Below are 7,417 nucleotides of genomic sequence, written 5' to 3' on the forward strand. Positions count from 1 at the left end.
TGGGTCTCCGGCGCAGTCTACCGGCCGCGTCTCGTCCGCCTCGAGGCGGCGCTCGCCACGCTCGAGGCCGGCCGCATCGGCCACGGCCTGACGCTGCACGGCTGCGTGCTGCGCACTCGCGGCGGGCGCATCGCCATCCGCCGCGAGCTCGCCCGCATGGCGCCGGCCGCCCCGCTCGCCACCCGCCGCTGGGACGGCCGCTGGCAGCTCGAGGGCACCCCGCCCGAGGGCGGCGGCCTCACGATCGGCGCCCTCGGCGCCGGCGGCCTCGCCCGCCTCCCCCAGCACCGCGCCGGCCCGGCCCGCGAGGCGCTGGCGGCGACCCCGGCCATCTGGCACCAGGGCAGGCTCCTCGCCGCGCCGCTGGCACGCCCGGAGGCGGGCTTCACCTTTCGGCGCGTCTCTGCCGTACCCCCGCCCTGGGACGGCGATAGTGCGTTGAATCCGCCCGGCCAGCCCTTATGTTAGTTCAAATGACCGGCCGGCGTCCGCACCGCCCGTTCCGGTTGCTCGAGGAGACATCCCATCGTGGGTAACACCAAGAACATCGCCTTCTGGATCATCCTCTTCCTGCTCATGGTGGCGCTGTTCAACGTCTTCTCGAACGGCTCGCGCACCTCGATGGGCCGCGAGATCAGCTATTCCGACTTCCTGAACCGGGTCGAGGCCGGCCAGGTCGCCGCCGTCCGCCTCGACGGCGAGCGCGTCTATGTCACCAGCGTCGACGGCGTCGCCTTCCAGACCGTGCAGCCGCGCAACACCGACGTGCTGCCCGACCTGCGCGAGCACGGCGTCGAGATCCAGGCCGCCCCGCAGGAGCAGTCGGGCCTCATGTCCGCCCTCGGCCTCTGGCTCCCGTTCCTCCTGCTGATCGGCGTCTGGATCTTCTTCATGAACCGGATGCAGGGCGGCGGCCGCGGCGGCGCCATGGGCTTCGGCAAGTCCAAGGCCAAGCTCCTGACCGAGAAGTCGGGCAAGGTGACGTTCAACGACGTGGCCGGCATCGACGAGGCCAAGGAGGAGCTCGAGGAGATCGTCGAGTTCCTGCGCGACCCGCAGAAGTTCTCCCGCCTCGGCGGCAAGATCCCCAAGGGCGCTCTCCTCGTCGGCCCCCCGGGCACCGGCAAGACGCTCCTCGCCCGCGCCATCGCCGGCGAGGCGGGGGTGCCCTTCTTCTCCATCTCGGGCTCGGACTTCGTCGAGATGTTCGTCGGCGTCGGCGCCAGCCGCGTCCGCGACATGTTCGAGCAGGCGAAGAAGAACGCCCCCTGCATCGTCTTCATCGACGAGATCGACGCCGTCGGCCGCCACCGCGGCGCCGGCTACGGCGGCGGCAACGACGAGCGCGAGCAGACCCTCAACCAGCTCCTCGTCGAGATGGACGGCTTCGAGGCCAACGAAGGCGTCATCCTCATCGCCGCCACCAACCGCCCCGACGTCCTCGACCCAGCCCTCCTCCGCCCCGGCCGCTTCGACCGCCAGGTGCAGGTGACGAACCCCGACATCAAGGGCCGCGAGAAGATCCTCGCCGTCCACGCCCGCCGGGTGCCGCTCTCGGCCGACGTCGACCTCCGGATCATCGCCCGCGGCTGCCCCGGCTTCTCCGGCGCCGACCTCGCCAACCTCGTCAACGAGGCGGCGCTGATGGCGGCCCGGACCGGCAAGCGGTTCGTGACCATGGAAGACTTCGAGAACGCCAAGGACAAGGTGATGATGGGCGCCGAGCGGCGCTCCATGGTGCTCTCCGACGAGGAGCGCAAGCTCACCGCCTACCACGAGGCCGGGCACGCCGTCGTCGGCCTCAACGTCCCGCAGCACGACCCGATTCACAAGGCGACGATCATCCCGCGTGGCCGGGCCCTCGGCCTCGTGCTGTCGCTGCCGGAGCGCGACCAGCTCTCGGTGACGATGACCAAGTACAAGTCGATGATCGCCATGGCGATGGGCGGCAAGGTTGCCGAGGAGATCGTCTTCGGCCCCGACAACGTAACCTCCGGCGCCGCCTCCGACATCCAGCAGGTCAGCCGCATCGCTCGCGCCATGGTGACGAAGTTCGGCATGTCCGAGAAGCTCGGCAACATCGACTATGCCGGCGAGCAGTTCACCTACCTCGGGCCGCAGTCCGGCGGGGTGAACGCCGGCCCCGATACCCACGAGCTGATCGACCAGGAGGTACGCAAGCTCGTCGACGAGGGCTACGCGACCGCCAAGCGCATCCTGACCGAGAAGCGCGAGGACCTCGACCGGCTGGCCAACGGCCTGCTCGAGTACGAGACGCTGACCGGCAAGGAGATCACCCGCGTCATCCACGGCCAGCCGCTCAACCGCGGCGCGGACGACGACGACAAGGAAGAGGAGAGCGCCGGCATCGTCGCCATCCCGAAGACCGGCAAGGCAGCACGCCCGGCCCGCGACGACGGCATGGAGCCCGAGCCCGCGGCCTGAGCCATGGCCGGCGAATCGGTGGAGCGGCCGCAGCATGTCATCGTCATGGGCGTCTCCGGCTGCGGCAAGAGCACGGTCGGCGCCATCCTCTCCACACGCCTCGGCTGGCCCTTCGAGGAGGGCGACCGCCACCATCTGCCGGCGAGCATCGCCAAGATGTCGGCCGGCATCCCGCTCGAGGACAGCGACCGCTGGCCCTGGCTCGAGACGCTCGCCGGCGTCCTCCGCAGCCACGAGGCCGAGGGGCGCTCCTCGCTCCTCGCCTGCTCCGCGCTGAAGCGCGCCTACCGCGACCTGCTGCGCACCGGCGCGCCGCGCGTGCGCTTCCTGCACCTGCATGGCGCGCGCGAAGTGCTGCAGGCGCGACTCGACACCCGCAAGGGGCATTTCTTCCCGCCGGACCTGCTCGCCTCGCAATACGCCACGCTAGAGCCGCTCGAGCCGGACGAGGACGGGATCGTGGTCGATGTCGCCCTCCCGCCCGAGGCGCAGGTCGAGGCCGCGCTGCGCTGGCTCGGCCGCGCCGCTGCGGAGCCCGCCTGACCGCGCCGCCTGGCGTTGCACCCGCCGCGGCCTGCCGCTAATCCGTCGCGCGAAACCGACCGGAGGCGTGCGCATGACCGCGGAGATCATCGACGGCAAGGCCTTCGCCGCCGGGCTGCGCGCACGCGTGGCCGCCGAGGCCGCCTCGCTCAAGGCCCGCCACGGCCTCGTCCCCGGCCTCGCCGCCGTCCTCGTCGGCGACGACCCGGCGAGCGAAGTCTACGTCCGCAACAAGGGCCGCTTCACCCGCGAGGCCGGGATGCACTCCGAGGAGCACCGCCTGCCGGCCACCGCCAGCGAGGCCGGGCTCCTCGCCCTCATCGACCGGCTGAACGGCGACCCGCGCATCAACGGCATCCTCGTCCAGCTCCCGCTGCCCGGCCATATCGACGAGGCGCGCGTGGTGAACGCCGTCGCGCCCGGGAAGGACGTCGACGGCTTCCACGTCGAGAACGTCGGCCGCCTCGCCACCGGCCAGGATGCCATCGTCCCCTGCACGCCGCTCGGCTGCCTCATGCTGCTGCGCGACCGGCTCGGCGACCTCGCCGGCCGCGAGGCCGTGGTCCTCGGCCGCTCGAACATCGTCGGCAAGCCGATGGCCCGGCTCCTGCTGCGCGAGAACTGCACCGTGACCGTCGCCCACTCGCGCACCCGCGATCCCGCCGCGGTCTGCGCCCGCGCCGACATCCTCGTCGCCGCCGTTGGCCGGCCCGGCCTCGTCACCGCCTCCTGGGTCAAGCCCGGCGCCACGGTGATCGACGTCGGCATCAACCGCGTCCCCGGCCCGGACGGCAGGCCCGCCATCACCGGCGACGTCGACTTCGCGAGCGCCGCACCGGTCGCCGGCGCCCTCACCCCGGTCCCGGGCGGCGTCGGCCCGATGACGATCGCCTGCCTCCTCGCCAACACGCTCGCCGCCTGCTGCCGCACGAACGGCCTGCCCGTGCCCTCCGGCCTCGGCCTCTAGCCCGCGCCGCCCGATCCTTGTTGCATTGCAGAAGGCCACGTTGACGCCGCGCCCCGGCCTATCCTATCACCGGGCGAGCCCCCGCACGGCACCGGGGCCGCAACGCCCCTCCGAACGGCGCGAAAGGACACCTCCCGTGAGCTTCACCCTGCCCCCGAGCCCGCCAGCCCGCCCGAACCGCTGCCAGCTCTTCGGCCCCGGCTCGCGGCCCGAGATCTTCCCCAAGATGGCCGCCTCCGCCGCCGACGTCATCAACCTCGACCTCGAGGACAGCGTGCCGCCCGCCGACAAGCCGGCCGCGCGGGCCAACATCATCAGGGCGATCGACGGGGTCGACTGGGGCGACAAGACGCTCTCGGTCCGCATCAACGGCCTCGACACCCCCTTCTGGTACCGCGACGTCGTCGACATCCTCGAACAGGCCGGCGAGCGGCTCGACCTCTTCATGATCCCGAAGGTCGGCACGCCCGCCGACCTCTACGCCGTCGACGCCCTCATCACCGCCGTCGAGGCGGCGAAGGGGCGCCGCAAGCGCGTCGGCCTCGAGATCATCATCGAGACCGCCCAGGGGTTCGCCAACGCGCGCGAGATCGCCGCCGGCTCGCCCCGCCTGCAGGCGATGAGCCTCGGTGCCGCCGACTTCGCCGCCTCGATGGGGATGCAGACGACCGGCATCGGCGGCACCCAGGACGGCTACTACATGCTGGCGCCGAAGGAGGCCGCGGAGCGGCCGCACCTCTACGGCGACCCCTGGCACGGAGTGACCGCCGCCATCGTCGCCGCCTGCCGCGCCAACGGCGTGCTGCCGGTCGACGGCCCCTTCGGCGACTTCTCCGACCCCGAGGGCTTCACCGCCCAGGCCCGCCGCGCCGCCACCATGGGCATGGTCGGCAAGTGGGCGATCCACCCGAACCAGGTGAAGCTCGCCAACGAGGTCTTCACCCCGCCCGAGGAGAGGGTCGCCGAGGCGCGCGAGATCCTCGCCGCGATGAAGGAGGCCGAGGCCAGGGGCCAGGGCGCGGTCACCTACAAGGGCCGGCTCATCGACATCGCCTCCGCCCGCCAGGCGCAGGTGATCGTCCGCATGGCCGAGCTCATCGCCGGCTGAGCGGGATGCGCTCCGAGCGTGGCGCGCTCACCCTCTCGGCGGTCGCCGCCACGCTCCTCGCCGCCGTCGGCATCGCGGCGGCGCTCGCCACCGGCTCGGGCGCCATCCTGCTCGACGCGCTCTTCAATCTCTGCTTCGCGATCACCGCGGCGCTGACCCTGCGCGTGGCGCGGCTGCTCGCCCGACCCGACGACGAGCGCTACCCGTTCGGCTATCTCTTCTTCGAGCCGCTCATCAACACCGCCAAGGGGCTGCTCATCCTCGGTGTCTCGGCCTTCGCGCTCGTCGACGCCGCCGTCGCGCTCGCCACCGGCGGACGCCCGGTCGCCTTCGGTCCCGCCGCCCTCTACGCCGCCGTCGCCACCCTCGCCTGCGCCGCTGTCGTCCTCGCGCTCCGCCGCGCCGCCCCGAGCCCCCTCGTCCGGGCCGACGTCGACACCTGGACCGTCAACGCGGTGGTCTCGGGCGGCGTTCTCCTCGGCTTCCTGCTCGCCGCCTGGCTCGTCCGTTCCGGCCACGCGGCGGCGGCGGCCTACGTCGACCCGGCCATGGTCGCCCTCGTCGTCCTCCTCTCGCTCGCCGTGCCGGTGCGCATGGCCTTCACCGGCCTTCTCGCCCTCCTCACCCGCGCGCCCGCCGCACCCGTCGTTGCTGCGATGGAGGCCGAGGTGCGGACCGCCCTCAGGCCCCTGCCCGTCTCCCGCCTCTGGGTACGCGCCATCCAGCCCGGTCGCACCAGCTACGTCGTCGTCCACGTCCTCGTGCCGCCGGACACCGAGCTCGACCTCGCCGCCGCAGACCGCCTGCGCGGCGCGGTCATCGCCGCCCTGACCGCCCGCCACGCGCCCGCCGTCGTCGACGTCGTCTTCACCGCGGTCGAGGCCCACGCCGCCCCCACGGCAGGCTACAGCTGACCCGCCGAAGCGCCGCGCCACCCGCCCGCGTACGTCACCCGCCCGCCCGCGGCGCCCGTCACCCCCTGCAAATGCTCCACCGTCTCCCCACCCGAACCGCCTCGACATCGGAAACCGCAGCCGCCACCCATCCCGCCCAAGGATTTCATACTGGCAAGCTTTCCTATCGAGCAGGCAGGGGCCCCGCCAACAGGCGGGGAGAACACTGACTCAAGCGGCCGAAAGGCCGCTTTCCGCTGGAGGGAGGCTGCAAAGGCAGCCGACCGCCAAGCGCCGCCAGAGCGGGGGCCTTCAGGCCCCCCCGAGGGTGGCGCTCCCCGGCCCATCCGGGCGGATTCACGAAGAATTAACCCGACGAATCCTTTTAAATTCAACTGCTTGCTTATAGTTTCGCGCGCGAAATCCGCCGTTTCGCACCCTGCTGTTGCATTCCCCCGGCCACCGCTCAATATAGCCGCGAGCCGCTGGAGCACCCGGATGCAGACCTATCTCGACTTCGAAAAGGGCCTCGCCGAGATCGAGGGCAAGGCCGAGGAGCTCCGGACCCTCGCCCGCAAGAACAGCGAGATGAACGTCGACGAGGAGGCCGCCGCCCTCGACCGCAAGGCCGCCGCCCTGCTCGAGGATCTCTACCGCTCCCTCGACCCCTGGCGGAAGACCCTGGTCGCGCGCCACTCCGAGCGGCCGCACTGCCAGGACTATGTCGAGGCCCTCTTCAGCGAATGGACCCCGCTCGCCGGCGACCGCAACTTCGCCGACGACCACGCCGTCATGGGCGGCCTCGCCCGCTTCGAGGGCCGCGCGGTGGTGGTGATCGGCCACGAGAAGGGCAACGACACCCGCTCGCGCATCGCCCGCAACTTCGGCATGGCCCGCCCGGAGGGCTACCGCAAGGCGATCCGCCTCATGGACCTCGCCGACCGCTTCGGCCTGCCGGTCATCACGCTGGTCGACACCCCCGGCGCCTACCCAGGCAAGGGCGCCGAGGAGCGCGGCCAGGCCGAGGCGATCGCCCGCTCGACGGAGAAATGCCTGCAGATCGGCGTCCCCCTCGTCTCGGTCATCATCGGCGAGGGCGGCTCTGGCGGCGCGGTCGCCTTCGCCACCGCCGACCGCATCGCCATGCTCGAGCATTCGATCTACTCGGTCATCTCCCCCGAGGGTTGCGCCTCGATCCTCTGGAAGGACGCCGAGAAGATGAAGGAGGCCGCCGAGGCGCTGCGCCTCACCGCCCAGGACCTCCTCGCCCTCGGCGTCATCGACCGCATCGTCCCCGAGCCCAGGGGCGGCGCCCAGCGCGACAAGCCCGCCGCCATCGCCCGCGTTGGCACCGCCCTGGCCGAGCTCCTCGCCGAGCTCGACGGCAAGAAACCCGCCGATCTCCGCAAGGCCCGCCGCCGCAAGTTCCTCGACATGGGGCAGAAGTCGCTCGTCGCCTAG

At 72.1% G+C, this 7,417-nt stretch carries 6 protein-coding genes and 1 pseudogene; all 7 read left to right on the forward strand.

The annotated features are described in order from the left end of the window. Positions 1 to 468 (forward strand): annotated as a pseudogene (locus Q0112_RS13685) (hypothetical protein); the annotation flags it as partial. Positions 469 to 528: 60 nt separating this feature from the next. Next, positions 529 to 2,445: an ATP-dependent zinc metalloprotease FtsH gene (gene ftsH, locus Q0112_RS13690; protein WP_297976182.1), complete on the forward strand. Its 1,917-nt coding sequence runs from the start codon at positions 529 to 531 to the stop codon at positions 2,443 to 2,445. Between the two features lie 3 nt (positions 2,446 to 2,448). Then, positions 2,449 to 2,988 (forward strand): gluconokinase, encoded by a 540-nt coding sequence (locus tag Q0112_RS13695; RefSeq protein ID WP_297976184.1) that lies wholly within the window; start codon positions 2,449 to 2,451, stop codon positions 2,986 to 2,988. A 73-nt stretch (positions 2,989 to 3,061) separates the two neighbouring features. Beyond that, positions 3,062 to 3,955, forward strand: coding sequence for a bifunctional methylenetetrahydrofolate dehydrogenase/methenyltetrahydrofolate cyclohydrolase (locus Q0112_RS13700; protein WP_297976186.1), 894 nt, complete (start codon positions 3,062 to 3,064; stop codon positions 3,953 to 3,955). Positions 3,956 to 4,091: 136 nt separating this feature from the next. Then, a complete protein-coding gene (locus tag Q0112_RS13705; protein WP_297976188.1) occupies positions 4,092 to 5,063 on the forward strand; it encodes a CoA ester lyase in 972 nt (323 codons plus the stop codon). A gap of 5 nt (positions 5,064 to 5,068) precedes the next feature. Then, on the forward strand, positions 5,069 to 5,977 hold the full coding sequence (locus tag Q0112_RS13710; RefSeq protein WP_297976189.1) for a cation transporter: 909 nt from the start codon (positions 5,069 to 5,071) through the stop codon (positions 5,975 to 5,977). Between the two features lie 477 nt (positions 5,978 to 6,454). Then, positions 6,455 to 7,417, forward strand: coding sequence for an acetyl-CoA carboxylase carboxyltransferase subunit alpha (locus tag Q0112_RS13715; RefSeq protein ID WP_297976191.1), 963 nt, complete (start codon positions 6,455 to 6,457; stop codon positions 7,415 to 7,417).

The organism is uncultured Amaricoccus sp. (genome assembly GCF_937858865.1).
Lineage (GTDB): Bacteria > Pseudomonadota > Alphaproteobacteria > Rhodobacterales > Rhodobacteraceae > Amaricoccus.

Coding starts and splice junctions, on each gene's coding strand:
- Q0112_RS13695 (WP_297976184.1), top strand. CDS start 2,449: ATGGCCGGCGAATCGGTGGAGCGGCCGCAGCATGTCATCGTCATGGGC.
- Q0112_RS13700 (WP_297976186.1), top strand. CDS start 3,062: ATGACCGCGGAGATCATCGACGGCAAGGCCTTCGCCGCCGGGCTGCGC.
- Q0112_RS13710 (WP_297976189.1), top strand. CDS start 5,069: ATGCGCTCCGAGCGTGGCGCGCTCACCCTCTCGGCGGTCGCCGCCACG.
- Q0112_RS13715 (WP_297976191.1), top strand. CDS start 6,455: ATGCAGACCTATCTCGACTTCGAAAAGGGCCTCGCCGAGATCGAGGGC.